Annotated in this window: 24 protein-coding genes and 2 pseudogenes; 14 read left to right on the top strand and 12 right to left on the bottom strand. The window is 66.8% G+C overall.

Annotated features, from left to right (window positions below; genetic code table 11):
• Nucleotides 1–16: 16 nt before the first annotated feature.
• The 7 genes from HHL13_RS20295 to HHL13_RS20265 are packed head-to-tail and all read right to left on the bottom strand — an operon-like array spanning nucleotide 17 to nucleotide 5062.
• A complete protein-coding gene (locus HHL13_RS20295; RefSeq protein ID WP_169557727.1) occupies nucleotides 17–718 on the bottom strand; it encodes a flagellar basal body L-ring protein FlgH in 702 nt (233 codons plus the stop codon).
• Nucleotides 699–1487 carry a flagellar basal-body rod protein FlgG gene (gene flgG, locus HHL13_RS20290; RefSeq protein WP_169557726.1) on the bottom strand — a complete coding sequence of 263 codons (789 nt, stop codon included), beginning with the start codon at nucleotides 1485–1487 and terminating at the stop codon, nucleotides 699–701. Before flgG ends, HHL13_RS20295 begins: the two co-directional genes overlap by 20 nt.
• Nucleotides 1488–1499: 12 nt before the next feature.
• Nucleotides 1500–2249 carry a flagellar basal-body rod protein FlgF gene (flgF, locus tag HHL13_RS20285; RefSeq protein WP_169557725.1) on the bottom strand — a complete coding sequence of 250 codons (750 nt, stop codon included), beginning with the start codon at nucleotides 2247–2249 and terminating at the stop codon, nucleotides 1500–1502.
• 24 nt (nucleotides 2250–2273) lie between these two features.
• On the bottom strand, nucleotides 2274–3578 hold the full coding sequence (locus HHL13_RS20280) for a flagellar hook protein FlgE (RefSeq protein ID WP_169557724.1): 1305 nt from the start codon (nucleotides 3576–3578) through the stop codon (nucleotides 2274–2276).
• Nucleotides 3579–3602: 24 nt separating this feature from the next.
• A complete protein-coding gene (locus HHL13_RS20275) occupies nucleotides 3603–4295 on the bottom strand; it encodes a flagellar hook assembly protein FlgD (protein ID WP_169557723.1) in 693 nt (230 codons plus the stop codon).
• Between the two features lie 5 nt (nucleotides 4296–4300).
• The gene (gene flgC, locus HHL13_RS20270) at nucleotides 4301–4711 is read right to left on the bottom strand and encodes a flagellar basal body rod protein FlgC (protein WP_169557722.1); all 411 of its coding nucleotides are present in this window, start codon (nucleotides 4709–4711) and stop codon (nucleotides 4301–4303) included.
• A gap of 3 nt (nucleotides 4712–4714) precedes the next feature.
• A complete protein-coding gene (locus HHL13_RS20265; protein ID WP_169557721.1) occupies nucleotides 4715–5062 on the bottom strand; it encodes a flagellar basal body protein in 348 nt (115 codons plus the stop codon).
• 212 nt (nucleotides 5063–5274) lie between these two features.
• On the opposite strand from HHL13_RS20265, the gene HHL13_RS20260 reads away from it, so the two are divergent.
• The 8 genes from HHL13_RS20260 (at nucleotide 5275) to HHL13_RS20225 (ending at nucleotide 11546) form a co-directional block, all read left to right on the top strand.
• On the top strand, nucleotides 5275–5946 hold the full coding sequence (locus HHL13_RS20260) for a MotA/TolQ/ExbB proton channel family protein (RefSeq protein WP_169557720.1): 672 nt from the start codon (nucleotides 5275–5277) through the stop codon (nucleotides 5944–5946).
• Nucleotides 5943–6452, top strand: coding sequence for a flagellar motor protein MotB (locus tag HHL13_RS20255; RefSeq protein WP_346775608.1), 510 nt, complete (start codon nucleotides 5943–5945; stop codon nucleotides 6450–6452). The genes HHL13_RS20260 and HHL13_RS20255 overlap by 4 nt, the downstream gene beginning before the upstream one ends.
• A gap of 50 nt (nucleotides 6453–6502) precedes the next feature.
• Complete coding sequence (locus HHL13_RS20250) at nucleotides 6503–7051, top strand: flagella basal body P-ring formation protein FlgA (protein WP_346775607.1); 549 nt, start codon at nucleotides 6503–6505, stop codon at nucleotides 7049–7051.
• A gap of 103 nt (nucleotides 7052–7154) precedes the next feature.
• Nucleotides 7155–7421: a flagellar biosynthesis anti-sigma factor FlgM gene (gene flgM, locus HHL13_RS20245; protein ID WP_346775606.1), complete on the top strand. Its 267-nt coding sequence runs from the start codon at nucleotides 7155–7157 to the stop codon at nucleotides 7419–7421.
• Nucleotides 7408–7719 carry a flagellar protein FlgN gene (locus HHL13_RS20240; RefSeq protein WP_169557717.1) on the top strand — a complete coding sequence of 104 codons (312 nt, stop codon included), beginning with the start codon at nucleotides 7408–7410 and terminating at the stop codon, nucleotides 7717–7719. Before flgM ends, HHL13_RS20240 begins: the two co-directional genes overlap by 14 nt.
• A gap of 84 nt (nucleotides 7720–7803) precedes the next feature.
• Entirely contained in the window at nucleotides 7804–8691 is an 888-nt protein-coding gene (locus HHL13_RS20235; protein WP_169557716.1) for a lytic transglycosylase domain-containing protein, read from the top strand.
• Between the two features lie 3 nt (nucleotides 8692–8694).
• Nucleotides 8695–10782 carry a flagellar biosynthesis protein FlhA gene (gene flhA, locus HHL13_RS20230; protein WP_169557715.1) on the top strand — a complete coding sequence of 696 codons (2088 nt, stop codon included), beginning with the start codon at nucleotides 8695–8697 and terminating at the stop codon, nucleotides 10780–10782.
• A gap of 29 nt (nucleotides 10783–10811) precedes the next feature.
• Nucleotides 10812–11546 (top strand): FliA/WhiG family RNA polymerase sigma factor, encoded by a 735-nt coding sequence (locus HHL13_RS20225; RefSeq protein WP_169557714.1) that lies wholly within the window; start codon nucleotides 10812–10814, stop codon nucleotides 11544–11546.
• Between the two features lie 83 nt (nucleotides 11547–11629).
• Here the strand turns inward: HHL13_RS20225 and HHL13_RS20220 are convergent, their stop codons facing one another.
• Genes HHL13_RS20220 through HHL13_RS20210 form a run of 3 tightly spaced genes read right to left on the bottom strand, consistent with a single transcriptional unit; the run spans nucleotide 11630 to nucleotide 14170 of the window.
• Complete coding sequence (locus tag HHL13_RS20220; RefSeq protein ID WP_169557713.1) at nucleotides 11630–12517, bottom strand: alpha/beta fold hydrolase; 888 nt, start codon at nucleotides 12515–12517, stop codon at nucleotides 11630–11632.
• Nucleotides 12510–13298, bottom strand: coding sequence for a hypothetical protein (locus tag HHL13_RS20215; protein ID WP_169557712.1), 789 nt, complete (start codon nucleotides 13296–13298; stop codon nucleotides 12510–12512). The genes HHL13_RS20220 and HHL13_RS20215 overlap by 8 nt, the downstream gene beginning before the upstream one ends.
• Nucleotides 13295–14170, bottom strand: coding sequence for an ABC transporter ATP-binding protein (locus HHL13_RS20210; protein ID WP_206377141.1), 876 nt, complete (start codon nucleotides 14168–14170; stop codon nucleotides 13295–13297). Before HHL13_RS20210 ends, HHL13_RS20215 begins: the two co-directional genes overlap by 4 nt.
• A gap of 64 nt (nucleotides 14171–14234) precedes the next feature.
• Here HHL13_RS20210 and HHL13_RS20205 point away from each other — a divergent pair, with 64 nt between their 5' ends.
• A complete protein-coding gene (locus HHL13_RS20205) occupies nucleotides 14235–14588 on the top strand; it encodes a YbaN family protein (protein WP_169557881.1) in 354 nt (117 codons plus the stop codon).
• Between the two features lie 157 nt (nucleotides 14589–14745).
• On the opposite strand, the pseudogene HHL13_RS22635 reads toward HHL13_RS20205, so the two are convergent.
• A pseudogene (locus HHL13_RS22635) lies at nucleotides 14746–15000 on the bottom strand (flagellin); the annotation flags it as partial.
• A gap of 795 nt (nucleotides 15001–15795) precedes the next feature.
• Nucleotides 15796–16203, bottom strand: a pseudogene (locus HHL13_RS22630) (flagellin protein FlaA); the annotation flags it as partial.
• Nucleotides 16204–16457: 254 nt separating this feature from the next.
• Between HHL13_RS22630 and HHL13_RS20195 the strand changes: the two are divergent.
• The 5 genes from HHL13_RS20195 to HHL13_RS20175 are packed head-to-tail and all read left to right on the top strand — an operon-like array spanning nucleotide 16458 to nucleotide 21512.
• Nucleotides 16458–17708 carry a sigma 54-interacting transcriptional regulator gene (locus tag HHL13_RS20195; RefSeq protein ID WP_169557710.1) on the top strand — a complete coding sequence of 417 codons (1251 nt, stop codon included), beginning with the start codon at nucleotides 16458–16460 and terminating at the stop codon, nucleotides 17706–17708.
• Nucleotides 17705–18073, top strand: a complete 369-nt coding sequence (gene fliE / locus HHL13_RS20190; protein WP_169557709.1) for a flagellar hook-basal body complex protein FliE — start codon at nucleotides 17705–17707, stop codon at nucleotides 18071–18073. Before HHL13_RS20195 ends, fliE begins: the two co-directional genes overlap by 4 nt.
• A gap of 1 nt (nucleotide 18074) precedes the next feature.
• Nucleotides 18075–19781 (top strand): flagellar basal-body MS-ring/collar protein FliF, encoded by a 1707-nt coding sequence (gene fliF / locus HHL13_RS20185; protein ID WP_169557708.1) that lies wholly within the window; start codon nucleotides 18075–18077, stop codon nucleotides 19779–19781.
• The gene (gene fliG, locus HHL13_RS20180) at nucleotides 19778–20791 is read left to right on the top strand and encodes a flagellar motor switch protein FliG (protein ID WP_169557707.1); all 1014 of its coding nucleotides are present in this window, start codon (nucleotides 19778–19780) and stop codon (nucleotides 20789–20791) included. The genes fliF and fliG overlap by 4 nt, the downstream gene beginning before the upstream one ends.
• Nucleotides 20784–21512: a FliH/SctL family protein gene (locus tag HHL13_RS20175; protein ID WP_169557706.1), complete on the top strand. Its 729-nt coding sequence runs from the start codon at nucleotides 20784–20786 to the stop codon at nucleotides 21510–21512. Before fliG ends, HHL13_RS20175 begins: the two co-directional genes overlap by 8 nt.
• Nucleotides 21513–21520: the final 8 nt, after the last annotated feature.

The raw sequence follows: 21520 nt of genomic DNA, 5'->3' as shown, positions 1-21520 counted from the left end.
CTGTTGCTCCGGTCTCTTAGAAGGGGCTGATGACGGAGAAGAAGCGCGACAGCCAACCCTGACGGCTGGCGCGCGCGACATCGCCCTTGCCCGTGTAGGCGATGCGGGCATCGGCGACGCGGGTGGAAGGCACGCGGTTGTTCGAATCGATATCCACGATCCGGACGATGCCCTTGATCTGGACGAACTCGTCGCCGCGATTGAGCGTGACGCGCTTCTGGCCCTGAACCAGCATCGTGCCGTTCGGATAGACCGCAGCCACCGTCACGCTGACTTCGCCCGACAGCGCATTCGCCTGATCGGTCGCGCCGGTGCCGCTGAAGTTGCGGCCGCCGCTGACCGAGGCGTCGCTCTTCTGGAACAGCGACAAATTGCCGGTGGTCGGCGGGGTGATCGAGAAGCCGCCCGAGCTGTCGAGCTTCGAACTGGCCGACTTGGAGGCGCTCGTGCGCTCGACCAGCACGATCGTCAGCGGATCGCCGACGCGGCGGGCGCGATTGCCTTCGTACAGCGCGGCATAGCCGTCGTTCGCCTGGAAGATGCCGCCATTGGCGGGGCGCGCGGCGACCGGCGTCTGCGACGGCAGCGTGACGGAATAATCCTCCTTGGGCTGCTTCTTGCCGATGCCGAGGAACTGCGCGCTCGCCGGGGTCGCCGTGAAGGCGACCGCGAGGGCCAGAGCGGCTGCGCCTGTGCGCTTAGATGTTCTGATTGACATATTTCAGCATCTCATCGGTGGCCGAGATCATCTTGGAATTGACCTCGTAGGCGCGCTGGGTCTCGATCATGTCGACGAGTTCCTCGACGACATTGACGTTCGAGCCTTCGAGCATTCCCTGACGGATCGTGCCGCGGCCGACTTCGCCCGGATTGCCCAGGCTGGCGGCGCCGCTGGCCGAGGTTTCGGTCAGGTAATTGTCGCCCTTGGCCTGAAGGCCGGCCGAGTTGGGGAAGGTCGCGACCTGGATCTGGCCGAGCTGGGTCGCTTCGGTCTGGCCCGCGACGGTCGCCGAGACGGTGCCGTCGCTGCCGACGGTGATCGAGGTGGCGCCTTCGGGCACGGTGATGCCCGGCATCACCTGATAGCCTTCCGAGGTGATCAGCAGGCCTTCCGGCGAGCGCGAGAAATTGCCGGCGCGGGTATAGCCCAGCGTGCCGTCGGGCATCTGGATCTGGAAATAGCCATTGCCGTCCAGCGCCAGATCGAGCGCGTTGCCCGTAGTCTGGAGCGAGCCCTGCGTCTCGATGCGCGACGTGCCCTGGATGCGCACGCCGGTGCCCAGATTGGTGCCGGTGGCGTACTGGGTCTGCGCGGTGCTCGCGGCGCCCGGCGCGGTGACGACCTGATAGGCCAGCGTCTGGAACGACGCGCGGTCGCGCTTGTACGCGGTGGTGTTCACGTTCGCGAGGTTGTTCGAGATCACCCGCATGCGCGTATCCTGGGCGTCGAGCCCGGTACGCGCGATGTGCATTGCTGCGGAACCCATAGTCCTTGCTCCTTAAGCGTTCACGCGCATCAGCGATGCGGTGCTCTCGTCCATTGCCTTGGCTTCCTTCAGAAGGTTCGCCTGCACTTCGTACGCACGCTGGTTCTCGATCATGTCGACCAAAGCCTGCGTAAGATTAACGTTCGACTGCTCCAGGGCTCCGGATTGAACCGTAGCTTCCATGTCCTGGGGCAGCGTCCCGCCGCCCTTCACATGCAAGTTATTGTCCAAACCCTTCACCGTGTTCGTGCCTTCGGTGCTGACCAGCTTGATCTGGTCCAGAACCTGCGGCTGGTTCGGGTCGCCCCCGGGCGGGACGATCGATACGGTGCCGTCGTTCGCGACCGAAATCGACTGATAGGGCGGCACGGTGATGGGGCCCCCCGACCCCATCACCGGGAAACCGTCTCCGGTTTCCAGCACGCCCGAGGGAGAGACCGAAAGGTCGCCCCGCCTCGTATAGGCTTCGGTGCCGTCGGTGGCCTGGATCGCGATCCAGGCGTCGCCGGTCACCGCGACATCCAGCGGACGGCCGGTCTGGATGATGGTGCCAGCGGTCCGGTCGGCGTCGGTCACTTCCTCTGCCGCCAGCGAGCGCGAGTCGAGCGCCGCGCCGCCGCCGCGCAGCATCACGCGATCGAAGTTGATGCGATCCGAGCGGTAGCCGATGGTCGAGGCGTTCGCGATGTTGTTCGCGATCGACGCCTGCGCGTTCATCTGGCTGCGAAGCCCGGAAAGTGCCGTATAGACGAGCCGGTCCATGATCTAGCTCCCGTCCGCTTTCAATTAACTGCGGATGTTGAAGATGGTCTGCGAGATCTGGCTCGCGGTATCCAAGGCCTTCGCATTGGCTTGGAAGTTGCGCTGCGCGGCGATCAGGCCGACCAGTTCTTCCGTGATGTCGACGTTCGACCGCTCGACCGCACCCGACATCAGCGAACCGAAGCCATTCGAGTTCGGCTCGCCGAGGCGTGCTTCGCCCGACAGGCCGGTGGCGGCCCAGGTCGAGTTGCCGAGCTGGCGAAGGCCGGTCGGGTTGGTGAAGTTGGCGAGCATCACCTTGCCCAGCGGCTGAAGGTCGCCGTTGGAGAAGCTGGCGCGGACGATACCGTCGTCGCCCACGGTGACGCTTTCGAACTGGCCGACCGCGGCGCCGTCCTGGCTGCGCGTGTTGACGCTGAACGGCTGGCCGACCTGGGTGGTGGCGGTACCGAAGTTGAGCGTCAGCATCTGCTCCGACGTCGCGCCCGGCGACAGGAAGCCGCTGAACGCGGTCGTGCCGGTGGGCGCGGTGATCTTCCCGGTCGAGTCGAATTCGAGCGTGATCTGCTGGGTGCCGGCGGTCGCGGCATCGGCATCGAGCTGCTGATCGCCGACGAACGAATAGACGCTCCAAGTGCTGGTCGCATCGCCCGTGGTCGGCGCGGTTTCGCGGACATAATAGTTGGTCAGCGTCAGCGCGTTGCCGCCGGCGTCATAGATGGTGGTCTGCGACGACTGGTTGTAGGTGCCCGGATCAAAGCGATCGAAGGCATAGGGCGTGTCTTCGAAGCGCCCGGCTTCCTTCGGAATCGTCGAATTGGCCGACAGGTTCAGCGACAGCGCGACATTCTGGGTCGCCTGCGGAGTGCCGCTGGTCTGCGGGATGCGCAGGCTCTGGGCGGAGTCGATGCCGGTCGCGACGACCGCGCCCGAACCGTCGACCGGATAGACGAGCAGCTTGTTGCCCTGCTGGTCGGTCACGTAGCGCTCGCTGTCGACGGTGAAGCTGCCGTTGCGGGTGAACATCACGCCGCCGGTGCCGGTGTCGTTGCGGACCGCGAAGAAGCCGTCGCCGGTGATGGCGAGATCGAGCGACGAGCTCGACTGGGTGTAGCCGCCCTGGCTGAACTGCTGGCGGATCGCCTTCACGACGGTGCCCGAGCCGACCATCTGGTTCGGGTTCGAATCCTTGGTCGAGGCGATCACGTCGGCGAACATCGTCATCGAGCGCTTGAAGCCGTTGGTCGAGACGTTCGCGAGGTTGTGCGAGATCGTCGACATGTCGGTCTGGGCGGCCTGGAGCCCACTGAGCGAAGTGTAGAAGGACATTGAAGTTACTCCTTGAAAGTGGGTTCAGCCGACCTTGCGGACGGAATTTGCGGAGACCTGGCCGATGCCGGGCAGGGTAAGCAGGGGCGTGCCGTCGGAGCCCATCGTGACCGAAGTCACCGGTGCCCAGACGAGCGGGGTTGCGGTCACGCTGCCGCCGTCCGCGTTGCGCGCGGCGGTGCGGATGGTGAACGGACCCGGGCCGGCGGGATCGCCGCTGTCGGTGGTGCCGTCCCATTCGAAATCGAAATTGCCCTTCTTCTGGGCGCCGAGTTCGACGGTCTTGAGGATCTCGCCATTGGGCCCTTCGATCGTGACGCTGACGTTGGTCGCGTCGGCGGCGAGGTCGATCGAACCACCGAGCGACCCGTCGGTGCGCGGATAGGCGACGTTGCCCTGCACCAGCGCGGTGCGGCCGACCCACGACATCATGTCGGTGGTGGTGGTCGAACCGAGCCGCTCGGAGATCGCCTTCAGCGTCGAGTTCATCTCGCTGATGCCGGCGAGGCTCGAGAACTGCGCCATCTGGGCGACCATCTGCGAGTTGTCGACCGGCTCGAACGGATCCTGGTTCTTCAGCTGCGCGGTCATCAGCGTCAGGAAGTCGTTCTGGTCCATCTGCTGCGACGTGTCGGCGGTGGGGGTGTTCGCGGTGGAAGCACCCGTCCGCTTGACGCCGAGATTGGCGAGCGTGGTGTCGAAAGAAGTGGTGGTCATGGCGATCAACGGCCCAGCTTGAGGGTATCGAGGATGAGGGACTTGGCGGTCTGGAGGACCTCCACATTGTTCTGGTACGAGCGGGCGGTCTCGAGCATGTCGACCAGCTCCTGCGTCTCGTCGACGGCGCTCTCCCAGACATTGCCGTCCTTGTCGGCCATTGGGTTGCCCGGATCGTAGCGCTTGGTCGGCTCGGCGCCGGCGGTGACGACGCGCTCGACGTCGACCGTCGACATGCCGCTGGCCGCATCATAATGCGTGCGGAACACCGGCTTCTGCGTGCGATAGGCAGCGTTCGAGCTGGACGCGACCGAGCCGGCATTGGCCAGGTTCGACGCCGTGGTGTTCATCCGCACCAGCTGCGCGCTCATCGCGCGGCCGGAGACGTCGAAGATCGAAAGGGGACGGTCACCCATGACTTATTCTCCCCGCAGCGCGCGCGTGATCGTGCCGATACGGCCGTTCAGGAACGCGAGGGTGGTCTGGTAGGCGACCGCATTCTCCGCGAAGGCGGTCTGTTCGGTCGTCAGCTCGACGGTGTTGCCGTCGGCGCTGGGCTGGAGCGGCACGCGATAGAGCGTCGCGCCGTCGATCGCGGTGTCGAGCGAGCCGCCCTCGGCTGCCTGCAGCGCCGCGTGGAAGTCGATGTCCTTCGCCTTGTAGCCCGGCGTCGATGCGTTCGCGATGTTCGAGGCGAGCACGCCCATGCGCTGCGAACGGACGGCAAGCGCCGTGCCATGCACACCGAAAAGACCTTCATTCGCCATCGTGGGTTCTCCCGCACAAAAGTTCGTACGCGATCTCTGCAATGGCCGTGCCAATTTGCCCGCGGGCTGTGGATAACCCCGATTCCCCCTCCGTGGCGGCAGCGGGCGGCAAGATCTTGCCGGTGGGCGGCAACCGGATGCCGAAGCGTTGCCGCACCCTTGCCGCCGCCCGGACAGGCGAAAACTGGCCCGCCTCTTGCAGTCACGGGGGCATGGATATTTCCGCCTTCCCGGGCTTCGGTCCGTTTCTCGATCCCGTCGCGCTTGCCATCGTCGGTGGCGGCACTGCGCTTGCCGTGGTGCTGCGGACGCCGGGGCGGGATCTGGTGCGGGGCCTCTCGGCGCTGCGGGTGCTGGGACGGAAACGGTTCGATGCCGATCCGCTGGTGGCGCAGATCGCCGCGCTTGGCCGGATCGCGAAACGCCACGGCGTGATCGCGCTCGACAAGTCGGTGATCGAGGATTCCGACATGGCCGCCGCAGTCGCAATGATCGTCGATGGCGGCGATCCGCATGAAGTCGAGGCGCTGGTGACGCATCGCATCGCCGCGCGGTTTGAGCGGCATCGTGCGGGGATCGAGATGTGGGCGGGCGCGGCGGAGATGGCGCCGGCGATGGGCATGATCGGCACGCTGGTCGGGCTGGTCCAGATGTTCACGTCGATGAAGGACCCCGGCGCGATCGGTGGCGCGATGGCGATCGCACTGCTCACCACCCTCTATGGCGCGCTGCTCGCCAATCTGATCGCCGGCCCGATCGCGGCGCGGCTCCGGCGTCAGGCGCGCAACGAAGCACAAGAGCGCGCGCGCCTGATCGCGCCGCTTGCTGTGCTTGCGGTGGTCGAGCCAGCCTTGTCGCGTCCCATGCGGGAATTCGCGGCGTGACCGGCGACCTCGCCACCCTGATCGAAGACGAACCGCCCGCGCGGCCGATCTGGCTGATGACCTTTGCCGATCTCGCGCTGCTGCTGGTCGGCTTCTTCGTTTTTCTTCAGGCCAACCAGCAGATCGGTCCGCGCGATCTGGCGGCGGCGTTCCGCGCCGGTTTCACGGCCCAGACTGCGGCGATGCCGGTCGATCTCGCGATCGTCGGCGGGTTCGGCAGTGGTTCGGCCGAGTTCCAGCCCAGCCTCGCTGCGCTCGAATGGGCGAAGATCGCCACACATGATCCGCGCACCCGTCTGCGCGTTACCGGCGAAGTCGATGGCAGCCCCGAGGATGTCGATCCGCTCACCGGCAGCGGTCCGATTCTCGCCGCCGATCGCGCCCGCGCGGTCGCGGCCTGGCTGGTCCGTTCGGGCGCGGCGACGCCGGGCCGGATCACGATTTCCACCGGCACCGGCGAACGCCGCGCGGTGCTGACCTCCGGCTATGACGGGGGCCGGCAATGATTTGCCGCCCGGCAATGCCGCCTTGCCGCTATTCCTTTTCGGAGATGAAGATGCACGCCCTCATCCTTGCGCTGGTCACCGCTGCCCCGGCAGCCGCGCAGCCCTTCCAGTCGACCCAGATGCTCGACACGATCGTCGCCCAGTTCACGGGCCGCCCGATCGGGCAGGAAGGCGGCGCACGCACCGCGATCGACAGCCGACTGAAGCTGGCTGCCTGTCCGGCGCCGCAGCTCGAATGGCGCAACGAAGCGAAGGATGCCGTGGTGATCCGCTGCATGGGTCCCGAATGGCGCATCTATGTGCCCGTGATCGCCGCGCCGAAGCCGAAGGCCGTGGCTGCGGCTCCGGCGGCTGCCGCTCCGGCGCCCGCCCCGGTGCGCGCCGCGCCGCCGCCGAAGCCCGAGATCGTCATTCGCCGCGGCGACGCGATCACGCTCGAGGCCGGCTCGGCGGGCTTTTCGGTGACGCGCGAGGGCGTGGCGATGAACGACGCCCCTGCCGGCGGCCGCGTGATGGTGAAGGTCGACGACAGGAAACCGCCGATTCAGGCGGTGGTGATCGAAACCGGCCGCGCGAGACTGCCCGGCGCGGGCGACTGAATTTTTTTTCGTAAAGGTTTCGCGCGCCCGGTCGTTGTTCCCTGTGTCGGGGAAAGCAAGGACGACGAACATGGTGGATCCAATCGGCATAAGGACAGGAAGCGTGGCGCTCAGCCAGCGCACTGTTTCTGTCGTCGCCACCCAGGCGGCAGCCGCTCCCAAGGCGGTCGTCGCCGACGCGAAGACCGACGAGACCGTCGAGGCAGCCGAGCTCAGCAGCTCGATGGCAGCTTCCGCCCCGGTCGATGCGGAGCGCGTGGCGCGCATCAGGAAGGCGATCCAGGACGGCAATTTCCCGCTGGTCCCCTCGACCGTGGCCGACCGGCTGCTGGCGCTGAAGATGGAATGGAATCCCAATGACGCGGCGTGATGCTCTCATCAGCGTGATCGAAGCACTCCATGCCGAGATCGATGCGCTCAAGTCGAACGACGTGTCGGCGCTGGAACTGGCGACCCGCACCAAGGTCGCCGGCATCGACGCTGTCGCTTCCTTCGACGGCGAGCCGATGACCGCGGAAATCCGCGAGCTGGCCGGCGAGGCGCATCGCCTCAACGAGACCTGCCGCATCTATGTGAACCTGATGGCGGCAAATGTTCGCCGCCGCCTGCAAAATCTGACCGGCAACCCGATGGCTGCCTATAGCCCGGCAGGGCTGGCCTACGCCTGAGTCCGCAACGGGCGTCCTGACTTCATAAACTGGCACGGTCCTTGCTGATTGCGTTCCGAATAGGAAGCAATCGGACAAGGCTCGATGGGCGTTAACTCGGTCAGAAACACCGCCACGGTGCATTCGGCGATCGCTGTTGCCAGCAACCGCACGGGTATCGATTTCAACTATCTGCTCGGTCAGGCGCATGTCGAAAGCGGCCTGCGTACCGACGCGCGTGCGCGCACCTCGAGCGCGACCGGCCTCTATCAGTTCATCGACCAGAGCTGGCTGGGCGTCATCAAGGAGCACGGTGCCGAGCACGGCATGGGCTGGGCCGCCGATGCGATCAAGCAGACGTCCAACGGCCGCTATGTCGTCAACGATCCTGCGACGCGCCGCGCGATCCTCGATCTGCGCAACGATCCCACCGCTTCCGCGCTGATGGCCGCCGAACATGCTTCGGACAACAAGCAGTCGCTGGAAAATTCGCTCGGCCGTCCCGCGACCGGCACCGACCTCTATATGGCGCACTTCCTCGGGCTGGGCGGCGCACGCTCGTTCCTGACCGCGATGGAGAGCAATCCCAACCGCAGCGGCGCGAGCATGTTCCCCGCCGCCGCGCGCGCCAACCGCAACATCTTCTACAACAGCAGCGGCCAGCCGCGGACGCTGTCGCAAATCTATGCGCGCTTCGGCAATCGGCTCGATTCCGGCGCCTCGGCCAGCGGCGGCACCGGCCTTGCCTCGGCGACGCTCACCGGCGGCCCGTCGAACGCCGCGTTCATGCCCGCCAATTTCGTCCAGCAGACCCAGTCGCTCGAAAATGGCGGCGAAGTGATCTTCGGCACGAACGCGCCCGAAGGCGATCACGCCTGGGTCAATTCGACGCTCGCCAATCTCAATACGCTCAGGGAACCGATGAACCCGCTACGCCCCACGCCGGACAATGCCAGGCTCGCCTATATGCTTCTCGCGAGCCTGGGGGCGTAACCGATGAACGCATCGACCTTCTCGCCCGCCAATGCCCTTCCGATGATGCGCAGCTTCGCGCTGCCGGCGGCGATCCTGCTGCTCGTCGCGCTGATGGTGGTGCCGATCCCGGCATTCCTGCTCGACGTGTTCTTCATCGCCAACATCATGATCAGCCTCGCGGTGCTGATGGTGGCGCTGAACGCGCAGAAGCCGCTCGACTTCTCGTCCTTCCCCACTGTGCTGCTGTTCGTCACCCTGTTCCGCCTCGGCCTGAACGTGGCCTCGACGCGCGTGGTGCTGGGGCAGGGCCATACCGGCGAAGCCGCGGCGGGCCATGTCATCGAAGCGTTCGGCACCTTCCTGATCGGCGGCGATTATGTCGTCGGCCTGCTGGTGTTCGCGATCCTCGTGATCATCAACATGATCGTCGTCACCAAGGGTGCGGGCCGCGTCTCGGAAGTGTCGGCCCGCTTCACCCTCGACGCGCTGCCCGGCAAGCAGATGGCGATCGACGCCGATCTGAACGCCGGCCTGATCACGCCCGACGAAGCCCGCGCGAAGCGCCTCGAAGTTTCGACCGAAGCCGATTTCTACGGCGCGATGGACGGTTCGTCCAAGTTCGTGAAGGGCGACGCGGTCGCCGGCCTGCTGATCCTGGCGATCAACATCATCGGCGGCCTGATCCTGGGCCCCGTCAGCCACGGCATGACCATCGGCGACGCTGCCACAGCCTATATCCAGCTCGCGGTCGGTGACGCGCTCGTCGCGCAGCTGCCGGCGCTGCTGCTTTCGATCGCCGCCGCCGCCATCGTCACTCGCGTCAAGTCGAAGGACGATCTCGCCGGCCAGATCGGCAACCAGTTCGCCAGCCACAAGACCTGGACGCCGGTTGCCGGCATCCTGCTCCTGCTCGGCGTGCTGCCGGGGATGCCGCACTTCGTGATCCTGCCCGCCGCCGCGCTCGCCGGGTTCACGGCGTGGAAGCTCAAGCAGATCTCGAAGCGTCCTCCGCCGGTCGAGCCGGTCGCCGCCGCCGAACCGCAGGACCTGTCGAAGATCGGCTGGGAGGAAGTCACCGACAATCTGCAGGTGATGCTCGACATCGGCTATGGGCTGGTCCCGCTGGTCGACGAGCGCCGCGGCGGTCCGCTGATGGGCCGCATCACCGGGGTGCGCCGCCAGCTTTCGAAGGAACTCGGCTTCGTCGTGCCGCAGGTCCGCGTCCGCGACGACATCAACCTCGCGCCCTTCACCTATCGCATCATCGTCGGCGGCGTCGTCGTCGGCGAGGACAGCGTGTCGCCCGACGAAGTGCTGGCGCTCGACACCGGCCAGGCCGTTGGCAGCCTGCCGGGCAAACCGGTCAAGGATCCGACCTTCGGCCTCGACGCGATCTGGGTTCCGCAGGGCGATGCCGATGCGGCCACCGGCGCGGGCTATCTCGTGGTCGATCCCGGCACGGTGGTCGCGACGCATCTCAACCAAACGCTGACCCAGAATGCGGCCGACCTGCTCGGCCCGGACGAAGTCCAGGCGCTGCTCGACGGCCTCAAGGAGCGCGCGGCGCAGCTGGTCGCGTCGCTCTCGCCCAATCCGGTGCCGCTTACCACGCTGACGCAGGTGCTGCGCGGGCTGCTGGCGGAGAATATCCCGCTGCGCGAGTTCCGCCGCATCGCCGCCGCCATCGCCAGCGCGTCGCAGCGCACGCTCGACCCGGACGAGATTCTCGAGCTGATCCGCCCGGACCTCGGCCCGCTGATCATCCAGCGCCTGTGCGGCGTGCGCGAGCCGCTGCGCGTTATGACGCTCGAAGGCCAGCTCGAAGCCCTGCTCGGCCAGGCGATCCGTTCGGATCCGTCGAAGCGCCACACGATCGAGCCGGAACTCGGCCGCCGCATCGCCGATGCGCTGCAGCACGCCGCCGCGCCGCTGGTGGCGCAGGCCAAGCCCTTCGCTTTGGTCGTCCAGCCGAGCATCCGCATCGCGATCCGCAAGCTGGTCAAGACCGTGCTGCCGGACACGCCGGTGATGAGCTTCTTCGAAGTGCCTGAGGACAAGGCCGTCGAAGTCGTCGCCGTGATCGGCGCGCCGGAGGCGCTGGCCGCATGACCTATCACCCCCCAGGGAAACAGTTCGACATGGCATCCCTAGCCCAGTCACCGCTTACCTATGACCGCGTATCGTCGCCGAAGCGCGATGCCGAAGCGCTGGTGCGCAAGCATCTGCCCCTCGTCCGGCGGATCGCGTGGCACGTCCACGGGTCGATGAGTTCGATCGTCGAGGTCGAGGATCTGATCCAGATCGGCATGGTCGCGCTGATCGAGGCCGTGAACGGTTTCGAGGATCGCGGGCAGGTGACGTTCGAGCAATATCTCGTGACGCGGGTGCGCGGCGCGATGATCGACGAGCTGCGCCGGCAGGCGACCTTGACCCGCGGCGCGATGAAGCGGCGCAAGACCTATCAGGAGACGGTATCCGTGCTGACCGAAGCGCTGGGCCGCAAGCCGACCGATGCCGAAGTCGCCGCGAAGCTGGAGGTCACGCCCGAGAAGCTGCGGCTCGAATATGCCAACGCCGAGGCGATCCGCTTCGATTCGATCGACGAGACCTATTCGGACGAAAGCCCGTGGTTCATGTCGGAAGAGCCGAACGCGTTCGACCAGCTGGCCGACAGCGACCAGCGCGAGGCGCTGATCGAAGCGATCGGCGAACTGCCCGAGAAGGAGCAGCTGGTGATCCAGCTCTATTATGTCGAGGAACTCAATCTCGAGGAAATCGGGCAGGTAATCGGCGTGGGCGCGGCGCGCGTGTGCCAGATCAAGGCGAGCGCGCACGCGAAGCTGAAAAAGGGATTGCAGAAGCGATTGGGATGAGCGCGCCCGCCGGGGGTGGCTTACTCTATATATAGGGCACAGGGGTGGACCGTACCGGGGGGTGCGCTCCGCCCCTGTCGATTCTAGCCGCCTGTTGGTTCGCCGATCGCCGCGCGGAGGAAGGCAAGCACGCGGCGCCGATATTCCCCGGTTTCCAGTCCGCAGACCACGGGATGATCGCCATGCGGGACCAGCCACAGCGCCCGCTTGCCGGTCGCAGCTGCGTAGATCGAGCGGGTCTCTTCGGGTGGCGTCGACCGATCCTCGATCCCGCCGATCACCATCACCGGACCGGAATAGCGCGCCACCGCGTCGCGCGGGGACATACGATCCGGCCACACCCCGAAGCGCAGGCGCGACTGGTAACTGAGCAGCGGTTCGAGCAGATAGGCGGGCAGCGCAGTCAGCCGCGATGCGATCCGGTTGTGGATGGCGTGGCGGATGTCGGGATAGACTGCCTGCAGGATTAGTGCGTCGGCGGGCACCGGCCCGCGCTCGCCGATCAGGCTCGCCGCGCCGCCCAGCGAGATGCCGATGATCGCCACCGGCGCGCTCCTCTGTGCGCGCTTGAGCCAGTCGAACGCGGCGCGGGCATCCTCGCCTTCGTTCAGACCGAAGCTGCGCTGCGCCATGCTCGATCCGCCATGCCCGCGAAAATCGATCGTCAGAGTCGCATAGCCTTGCTTGCTCAGCCATTCGGCATTCGCCGCCAGCGCGCCGCGCGAGGCATCGACGCCGTGAAGCAGCAGCACTGCCGGTGCCCCGGCGCGCGATCCGGGGCGATAGGTCGCGGCGAGGGTGAGCCCGTCGGATGTGCGGATCGTCAGGTCGCGCGCGGGCGGCCGGGCCGGGGCGACCGCCGACGCATGGCCGCGCATCATGATCGATCCTGCGGCCCAGCTCATCCACAGTCCGAGCAGGACCACGATCAGTAGCGGGATCAGGATCGCCCGGCGGCGAACTTTATTCACTTGTCAGGTCCTGCCGTTCGAACAGCGCGAAGCTGAGGCCGACCGTTGCGGCGAGCCAGCCGATGAGGATCCCGGTCTCGATCAGTGCGTCAGCTTGCGGCGCGCGGGTCTCGAACGGCGCGGCGACGATTGCGCGCAGCGTGTCGGCGGCGAAGGCGGGCAGGGGAATGGCTGTGCCGGAGAATTGGGTCTGCGCCGCCGCGCTCGCCAGCGCCGCGAGGAATGGAACGAGAATCGCGGGCATCGCCGATCGCGTCACCACTGTCACCAGCGCCACCGTCCCGCCGAGGATCGCCAGTTCGGCCAGCGCGAGCAACGCCATCAGCAGGATCGCTCCGGGCGCGGCGGCGGACCAGTCGGCGATTACCGGGCTCGATCCGCGCAGCCAGGGCAGGATCAGATTGGCGAACAGATCTCCGGCGGCGATCAGCGTCAGGCTGACCGCGCACAGGATCGTCCAGGCCGCGAACTTGGCGGCCATCAGCGCGCCGCGGCTGCGCCGGGGGACGAGATGCCGCCATCCGGCATGGCGATACTCCACCGCGAAGATCGCCGCCGCGCCGACCGCGTAGAAAAGCTGCCCGATCGGATTGCCCCCGACGCTGAGCGAACGCAGCAGCGAGCGGACGCCGCGTATCTCGGCGACGCCTCCGCCCGGGTTGCCGACGCCGGCCAGCGCGCAGGTGATGACGGTCATCAGCAGCGGGATGGCCAGGAAACCCCAGAAGGCGGCGCCGCGCTGGCGCGAGAGCTTGGTCAGTTCGGCGAGGATCAGGCTCATGCGCCGCCCCCGGTCTCGGCGAGGAACACGGCCTCCAGATCGCGGCGGATCCAGCGCGCTTCGAAAATCTCGACGCCCTGCGCGGCCAGCGCCGCGATCAGCGCCGGGGCTTCGTCGCGTCCGATCTGCGCGGCCACGCCGCCCGCTTCTGCCGCGCCATGCTCGCCGAGGATCGCGAGGACCTTCCCGACCGGGCGCACGTCGAGCCACAGCCGCTCGCTGTCGCCGAGCAGCTCGGCGACGCTGCCTTCGGCCGCCAACCGCCCGCGATTGAGGATCGCGACCCGGTCGCACACGCGCTCGACCTCGTCGAGCAGATGGCTGGAGAGCAGCACGGTCAGCCCGTCGCGGTCGGCCAGTTCGCGCACCAGCCGTCGCATCTCCAATATGCCCTCGGGATCCAGCCCGTTGGTCGGCTCGTCGAGGATCAGCAGTTCGGGCCGCGCCGCCAGCGCCGCCGCGATCGCCAGCCTTTGCTTCATGCCGAGCGAAAAGCCACCTACCTTGCGATCGGCAGCCGCGCCCAGGCCGACGCGCTCGAGCAGCGCATCCGGATCGGCATCGACGCCGGAGACGCGCGCCAGCACCGCGATCGTCTCGCGCGCGCCCAGGAAGGGATAGAAGGCCGGGGCTTCGATGAACGCCCCGATGCGCCGCCGGGTCGCCGGGCCGGCAGGTTCGCCGAACAGCCGCACCGCGCCGCCATCGGCATAGACCAGCCCGGTGACGATGCGGAGCAATGTCGTCTTGCCCGCGCCGTTCGGGCCGAGCAATCCGAACACGCCGCCGGCCGGCACGGCAAGGCTCAACGCGTCGAGCGCCTGCACGTCACCGAAGCGCCTTGAAACCTGTTCGACTGCGAGCGCGTGCATCGCAACCGACATAATAAGGATTTGCACTAGCAGAAAGGGGGGCGGGCCGTGCTACCGCATGACGGTGCGTCGTCCCCTCTATCTGATCGCCGGCTTCGTCTCGCTCGGCCTCGCGGTTATCGGCGCGATTCTGCCGGTGATGCCGACCACGGGGTTCGTGATCCTGGCCGCATGGTGCTTCGCGCGCAGTTCGCCGAAGCTGGAGCAGAAGCTGCTCGATCATCCGACGTTCGGCCCGCATATCCTGCGCTGGCGCGAGCGCGGCGCGATCAGCCGCAAGGGCAAGGTTGCGACAAGCTGGGCGTTCGCGCTCAGCATCGTGATCGGCCTGATCTTCGCGCCCTGGCCCTGGTCGCTCGCGCCGGTGGCGGCGGCGGCGATCGTCGGCGGGTGGATCTGGACGCGGCCCGAGGGCTGAGCTGCCTCTATATATAGCGCACGGTACCAGCCCGCCAGAAAACGGGAAAAGCCCCGGTGGTCCTTTCGACCACCGGGGCTCCCCATGCGCGCCCCTCTTGCGAGGGGTGACCGGCCGTGATGCCTGTCAGGGGGGTGACACCCCGACCGGCTCACGCTTAACGGAGCAGGCTCAGAACGCCCTGCTGGCTCTGGTTGGCCTGGGCCAGCATCGCAGTCGAAGCCTGGCTCAGGATCTGGGCCTTCGCCAGCGCCGTCGTTTCCGCCGAGAAATCGGTGTCTTCGATGCGGCTGCGGGCTTCGCCCAGGTTGGTCGTGGTGGTCGTCATGTTGGCGACGGTCGATTCGAGGCGGTTCTGAACCGCACCGAGATCGCCACGGCCTGCCGAGATCTGCGTCAGGGCGTCGTCGATCACCTTCATGGCGTCCGAAGCGGCGTCCTGGGTGCTGATGTCGAGATCAGTGCCCTTGGCCGAGGTCGCGGTCAGGCCGATCGAGGCCATTGCCGAGGTCTCGCCGCCGACGATGACCGTCTTGCCAGCCGAAGCCGTCAGAACGACCTGGTTCTGAGCCACGGTTGCGTCTTCGCCTTCTTCGAGCGTCAGATCCGAGGTTGCACCCTCGGCGCGGACGGTGAACTTGGCGATGTCGTCTTCGTCGGCAACGTTGAACACGACGTCTTCCGCACCGACCAGTTCGATCGCAGTGCCAGCCGTGTTGAGCTTCGCGGTCACGCCGGCATCAGCGTCGTTGATCGCGTCGACCAGCTTGCTGAGGTCGTAGTGAGCCGGAACCACCGGAGGACCGGTTTCTTCAGCGACTGCGCCAGCGGCCAGATCGATGTCTTCGCCGTTGATCGACAGCGTGCCGGTGGTGTCTTCGTCCGGAGCAACCATGGTCAGCGTGACCTTGGTCTGCGCAGCGGCGGTGACGCCGGTTTCGCTGGTCTTGGCGTTGATCGCGGTGACCTTGTCGGCGATCGCCGTGCTGGCGTCGCCGTTGGTGTCGACGCTGGCGCCGATCCAGGTGCCGTTGATCTGCAGCGTGTTCTTGGCGATGCCGCCCGTGCCGTTGTTGCCCGTCACCGGACCTTCGACACCGGTCTTCAGACCCAGCTTCTCGGCGCCGGTGTTGACCATCGCCATCGAGATGGTTTCACCCGAGTTCACGCCGGTCTGCAGCTTCACGTCGCCGGTCTTGCCGTCGAGCAGGCCAACGCCGTTGAAGTTGGTGGTCTTCGAGATGTTGCCGACTTCGGCAATCAGCTGCTTCATTTCAGCCTGAAGGGTGGCACGGTCGCTGTCACCCAGCGTGCCGTTTGCCGACTGGGTCGACAGTTCCTTCATGCGCTGAAGCATGTTGGTGACTTCGTTGAGCGCGCCTTCAGCCGTCTGCGCCAGCGAAATGCCGTCATTGGCATTGCGGATGGCAACCGACATGCTGCGGACCTGGCTCGTCATGCGGCTCGCGATAGCGAGGCCAGCCGCATCGTCCTTCGCGCTGTTGATCCGCTTGCCGGTCGACAGACGCTCCATCGAGGTCTGCAGCGACGACGAAGCGGCCGAAGACGCATTCGCGGCGCGCAGGCTCGCAATGTTGGTTCCGATAACAGTCATGGTCGTATCTCCATTCAGATCGGCGTCCCCGCGTCCCCCCTGAACCGGGAGCCCCGAGCCGCCACAGCAAGGAACGGCCGGTTTCGCCGGGCATTAAGCAAAAAACTTTGGGGTACGGGTTCTCACGTACGTGCGCGTACGGAGACGCGCGCACGGATCAGGGGGAGTGTAAGTAGTGACACTGACCCCCGGAATTTTACGCGGCGTTAACCACTATTCGCGCATTGAGAGACTGTCACAGGGGAAGTCTTTCAATGCGATCCATCGTTCCGTCGGCAGCCGTGCTGCGGCAGAAATATGCTCTGGTCTCGGCACTGCGCGCGCAGGGCTTCGCGATCGGCTCTTGCGAAGACGGCAAGCCCGCCGCGGGTGATCTGTTCCTGGTGGCCGACGGCGAAGTGCCGCCGGCTCCGGCCCGCACGCTGATCCTGGGCAATGGTCCGCGCGCGGCCATCCCCTTCACCGACGGCAACCCTGCCCGCCTTTCCTACGAAGCCGAGGACGCCGCGATCGGTGCCGGTTTCGCCAGCGCGATGGTGCGCGGCCCGTTCGAGCCTGTCGCCGCCGATCCCGAGAGCCTTGCGCTGCTCGCCCTCTCGGAGCGCGTCGCGGCTTCGGACATCACTGTCCTGATCAACGGCCCGACCGGCACCGGCAAGGAAGTCCTCGCCCGTGCGATCCATATGGGCTCGACCCGCAAGGACGGTCCGTTCGTCGCGATCAACTGCGCGGCGCTTCCCGAATCGATGCTCGAAGCGATGCTGTTCGGTCATCAGAAGGGCAGCTTCACCGGCGCCTCGTCGGGTGGTCAGGGCTTCTTCCGCGCTGCCAATGGCGGCACGCTGCTGCTCGACGAAATCGCCGAGATGCCGCTGAACCTCCAGGCCAAGCTGCTCCGCGTCCTTCAGGAACGCGAAGTCGTTCCGATCGGCGGCACCGTCCCCGAGAAGGTCGATGTCCGCGTGATTGCCTGCGCCAACCGCGACCTGCACGGCGAAGTCGAAGCCGGCCGGTTCCGCGCCGATCTTTACTACCGCCTGTCGGTCTTCCCGCTTTCGACCAAGGCGCTCGCCGAACGTCCGGGCGACATCCCCGCGCTGGCCGCGGCGATGGTCCTGCGCCATTCGGCCGGCCGCGCCACGCTGCCGTGGATTTCGAACGAAGCGGTCGAAATCCTCACCGATCACAGCTGGCCGGGCAACGTCCGCGAACTGGAGAATGTGATCCAGCGCGCGCTGCTGCTGTGCGCAGGCGATGTGATCGAGCCGATGCACCTGATCTTCGACCGTACCGCTCCGGCCCGCGCCGAAGCGCCGGCGGGTACGCTGAGCAACATCGTCCAGATTCATGAGTTCCAGGCGATTCGCGATACGCTGGCCGAGTGCAACGGCAGCCGGATCGAGACCGCGAAGCGCCTCGGCATCTCGGAGCGCACGCTGCGCTATCGCCTCGCCAAGGCGCGCGAACAGGGTGAGCAGATCATGCCGATGCAGGTGTCCGCATGAGCGGGGTGGGCGGCGTCGGGGGCGTGGGCGGTATCGACCGCGTCATGCAGCTGCGTCAGCAGATCCTCGAGCGTAACGAAGCGCTGAGCCGCGCCAACGCGACTCCGGCAGCGACCGGCGCGAACGGCATCGTCGATGCGAAGCCGGCCAGCTTTGCCGCGACGCTCGAAAACGCGCTCAAGGACGTCAATCAGAGCCAGGCGAATGCCGGTGCTCTCTCGGCTGCGTACGAACGCGGCGAAACTGTCGATATCGCCAAGGTCATGCTGGCCCGCCAGCAGGCCTCGGTCGGGTTCGAAGCCACCCTTCAGGTCCGCAACAAGCTTTTGTCCGCGTACCAGAACATCATGAGCATGCCGGTGTAATATGAGCAACGCACTCACTTCCGCACCCGAGACCGCACCCGCTTCGGCCGGTGCTTTCTCCAATCCGCTTCGCCAGATGGGCGGGCTGCTCCAGCAGCCCGCCGTTCGGCGTGCCATGCCCCTGGTGTTCCTGGTCGGGCTGATCGCGGCAGGCTTTCTTGCCTGGTCGATGGTCGCCACCGCGCCGCAGCGCATTCTGTTCGCCAACCTGACCGATGCCGACAAGTCGTCGGTCACCGCCGCGCTTCAGGGCGCGAACATCGCGTCGAGCATCGACGGATCGGGTTCGGTCACCGTTGCCGAGGACGATTATCACAAGGCGCGGATGCTGCTCGCCAGCCAGGATCTGCCCAAGGCGGCGCCGGGCGGCTATGCGATCCTCGACCAGCTGCCGATGGGCGTCAGCCGCGCGGTGGAAGGCGAGCGCCTCCGCCAGGCACGCGAGACCGAACTGGCCCGCTCGATCACCGAGATCGACGCCGTGGCCGAGGCCCGCGTTCACCTCGCCACGCCGGAAAGCACCGTCTTCGTACGCGATCATGCGAAGCCTTCGGCCAGCGTGATCGTGAAGCTGCAGCCGGGCCGCTCGCTCGGCGACGCGCAGATCCGTGCGATCGTCAATCTGGTCGCTTCGTCGGTCCCGGGCATGACGCCCGATGGCGTGACCATCGTCGATCAGTCGGGCGCGCTGCTGTCCAAGCCGGGCGGCGGCCTCGACGGTACGTCGGCGGGCGACACCCGCATCGATTTCCAGCGCCGGGTCGAGGACAAGTATCGCGAGCAGCTGAACCAGCTGCTGACGCCGCTGGTCGGCGCAGGCAATTTCACTGCCGAAGTCCAGGCCGATGTCGATCTGAACGAAAGCCAGGCGACTCGCGAAAGCTACGACAAGGCGAACGCTGTCGTTCGCGCCGAGCAGGGCAACTGGACCGGCAACGGCCCGCAGAATGCCCAGCCCGGCGGGATCCCCGGCGCGCTGTCGAACACGCCGCCGCCCGCCAGCACGATCGAAGCGCCCAATGCGGCTGCCGCAGCCGGCACTCCGGCAGCCACCGAAGCGGGCGCGGCGACCACCGCAACCACGCCGGCCGGCGTCACCAAGCAAACCGACAGCTTCTCGCGCGCCTATGACATGGGCAAGGAAATCTCGGTCACTCGTGCCGTGCCGGGCAACATCAAGCGCCTGTCGGTCGCCGTCCTGCTCCGCGAGGAGCCGGGCAAGCCGCGTGGCAAGGTAGAGATCGACCAGATCAACGAGCTGGTCCGCGCCGCAGTCGGCTATGACCAGAACCGCGCCGACAATGTCACCGTGGTCAGCCGCAAGTTCACCGCCGCCACCGACGCCGAGCAGAGCGGCCCCGCCTGGTACGATGCCGGCTGGGTCCCGCTGGTTGCGCGCAACGTAACGGCGCTGATCATCGCGCTGCTGGTCCTCTTCCTGGGCGTCCGTCCGCTCGCCAAGGCGCTGATGAAGAAGCGCGACGAAGGGGCGCAGCACCGCCCGGCGCTGGCGATGGGCGGCGCTGCGGGCGATCCCGCCTATCAGCAGCAGAGCCAGCAAATGCCCCCGGTCAGCATCGACATGCTCCAGAGCGGCAGCGCCAAGAGCTATGACGACCGTGTCGGACTGGTCCGCGGCTTCACGCGCGACAACCCCGCGCGCGCCGCGCTGGCCGTGCGCGACATGATCAAGGCAGATGGCCAATGAACGCGCTGCGCTCCTTCAACGGCGTCGAGCGCGCCGCGGTCCTGATGATGCTGGTCGGCGAGGAGGAGGCTGCCTCCATCCTCCAGAAGCTCGATCCGGATGAGGTCCGCCAGCTCGGCAAGGCGATGTACGATGTCGCCGATGTCAGCGAGGCGGAAGTCGAGCAGGTGCTCGACGATTTCACCTACAAGGCGCGCGAGCGCAACGGCGTCAGCTTCAATCCCGCGCCGAAGATCGAAGGCATGATGACCCGTGCGCTCGGTGCCGAGCGTGCCGGCAGCGTCCTTGCCCGCATCACCCCGCCGGCCGCTGCCGCGGGGCTCGAAGTGCTGCAATGGTATGAGCCTGCCGAGATCGCCAAGATGGTCGAGGAAGAACATCCGCAGATTGCGGCCGTGCTGCTCGCCCAGCTCGATCCGGATATCGCCGGACAGGTTTTCGAGCACCTGCCCGACGCGGTTCAGCCGCAGATCCTGCGTCGCATCGCCAAGCTCGGCCCGGTGCCGCCAGAAGCGATCGACACGCTGCGCGAGATGATCGAGCGTCGCTCGAGCACCGGCGCGTCGCGTCCGGCAGGCCTCCAGTTCGGCGGCACGCGCGAAGCCGCGAAGATCCTTCAGGGCGCGCGCAAGACCACCGAAGCGCGGGTCATGCCCAAGCTCGCCAAGATCGACAAGGAAGTCGCCCGGGCGATCGAGGAAGCGATGTTCGTCTTCGACAACCTGCTCGAGATGGACGACAAGAATCTGTCGACCCTCATCCGCTCGATCGACGGCGATATCCTCACCCGCTCGCTCAAGGGCGTCGAGGAGGATGTCCGCGAACGCTTCCTGGGCTGCATGTCGAGCCGCGCGGCCGACGGCATTCGCGACGAGATGGAAGCGCGCGGCCCGATGAAGCTGGCTGAAGTCCTCGAGGCGCAGAAGGTGATGATCGCCATCGCCCGCGGCCTGATCAAGGACGGCACCATTTCCATGCCGGGCAAGGGTGGCGACGACGATTATGTCTAATTTCGAACCCGGTCTCGCCAGCCGTCACCGCGCCGCGGCGCATGTGCTCCAGCGCGCCTTTTCCGATCCGGTGGGCTTCTCGCCTGCCGACGTCACCCGGATGGGCGTGCGCGAGCCCGAGCAGCCTGCCGAGCCGAAGCATTTCAGCCCGGCGGACCCTGCCGCGAATCCCACCGAGGGTTGGGATCCGTTCCAGACCGACCTGCGCAGCGCGGGCGTCAGCGGACCCTTTACCGATCCGATTGCCGCGGCGCACGCCGCCGGCATCGAGGAAGGCCGCGCCGCCGCGCTGGCCGAGATCGAAGAGGTCAAGGCGCGCGAGACGGCGCTGCTCGATCAGGTTTCGACCGCGCTTTCGGCCGGTGCGCATTTCGATCGCGAGCGGATGGCGGGCCAGCTACGCCAGACCGTGATGCATCTCGTCGGCAAGCTGGTCGGCGAAGTCGGCGTCGCGCCCGATGTACTGACCAGCCGGATCAATGCCGCGATCGACATGCTGGCCGACAGCGCCGAATCGGCAATCCTGCGCCTCCATCCTGACGATTTGCCGCTGGTTCACGGCAAGCTACCCGAGACCGTTTTCCCGGTCGGCGACGCCCATCTCGCGCGGGGCGCCTTCGTCATCGAAAGCGCGTCGACCATCGTCGAGGACGGGCCCGACCTGTGGCTCGAACAGCTTGCCCAGGCGATTGATCGCGTGCCGATTCCTCCGGCCGTCTGAAGGACTTT

The organism is Sphingomonas sp. G-3-2-10, from assembly GCF_012927115.1.
Lineage (GTDB): Bacteria > Pseudomonadota > Alphaproteobacteria > Sphingomonadales > Sphingomonadaceae > Sphingomonas.
The sequence above is the reverse complement of the archived record's forward strand: the minus strand, read 5'-3'. Positions and strand labels throughout refer to the sequence as shown.